Below are 1,090 nucleotides of genomic sequence, written 5' to 3'. Positions count from 1 at the left end.
TCCCGCATGGCGGGTGCGTGCCGTGCCACGGCTTTGTGCCGCGCGGCATCCGGCTCGACGGCTTTTTTACAGTGGAAAGCGAAAGCCATGTCGTTTACAGTCTGGAAAAACCACAGACTGGTTCTTGTCACCTGTTAACGCCATTGCTGCGGCTGCGGGCCTTTGGGCCATGCCGCGCATGATGGGCCGTGTAAAATTATGAGCAGCCTCAGCTTTGCCACATTGATGACCGTTCTGGACGTTCTGCCCAATGCCGTCTTTATCAAAGATGCCGACCTGCGTTTTACGTTCATCAACAGGGCGTATGAAAAAATGTTTGGCGTGGACAGAAAGGGCGTGCTGGGCAAAACCGTTCTGGATCTTGAGTACCTGCCCAAAAAAGACAGGGAAAAGTACCAGGCTGAAGACGGAGAGATGGTTCTTCAGCAAGAGGTGAGTCACCACGTGGTCGACTATACGTTTGCGGACGGCAATGAGCACACCTGCCTGTACTGGAGCAGCGGCTTTAAAGACGAAAGCGGCGTGTGTGGCCTTTTGGGTGTTATTGTGGATATTGCGGAACAGAGCCACACCATAGGCACGTTGCGCAACCAGCTTGATTCAATGATTAACAGGGTCAGGCAGGCTGACGAGAGCAGCCTGACAGACGCGCTTACCGGTCTGTATACCCGAAAATATCTCGACATGGTGCTGGAAAAATACACCCGGCTGGAAAAAAAACTTTTTTGCTGCATCATGATGGATGTGGACCATTTCAAGCAGATCAACGACAGTTTCGGCCACCTTGTGGGCGACAGTGTGCTGAAAGACGTGGCGCAGGTTGCTCGGGGCTGCATGCGTGAAATGGACACGGTATGCCGCTACGGCGGCGAGGAATTTGTGGTGCTGATGCCGGGCAGCCTTCTGGAACAGGCTGAGCAGGCTGCGGAAAGGATTCGCAGGGCTGTTTCCGGCGCCGTACGCGGGCCTGACGGCCAGCCCGTAACCGTCAGCCTCGGCTGCAGCGAATATGAAAAGCATGAAGACGCCCTGCGGGTTCTGCACCGGGCGGACAAGGCCCTGTATGGGGCCAAGCGCGCCGGGCGTAACC

The 1,090-nt window shown here is 55.9% G+C and carries 1 protein-coding gene; it reads left to right on the top strand.

Features of this window, described 5'->3' with window-relative positions; genetic code table 11:
• Window positions 1-198: 198 nt before the first annotated feature.
• The coding region (locus tag V6C07_RS02665; RefSeq protein WP_333534836.1) for a sensor domain-containing diguanylate cyclase at window positions 199-1,090 on the top strand (892 nt) is incomplete at its 3' end.

Origin of the sequence: Desulfovibrio sp. 1214_IL3152, from assembly GCF_036763055.1 — a bacterium.
Lineage (GTDB): Bacteria > Desulfobacterota > Desulfovibrionia > Desulfovibrionales > Desulfovibrionaceae > Desulfovibrio.
Note: the sequence above shows the minus strand (reverse complement) of the source record. Positions and strands in the feature narration are given on the sequence as shown.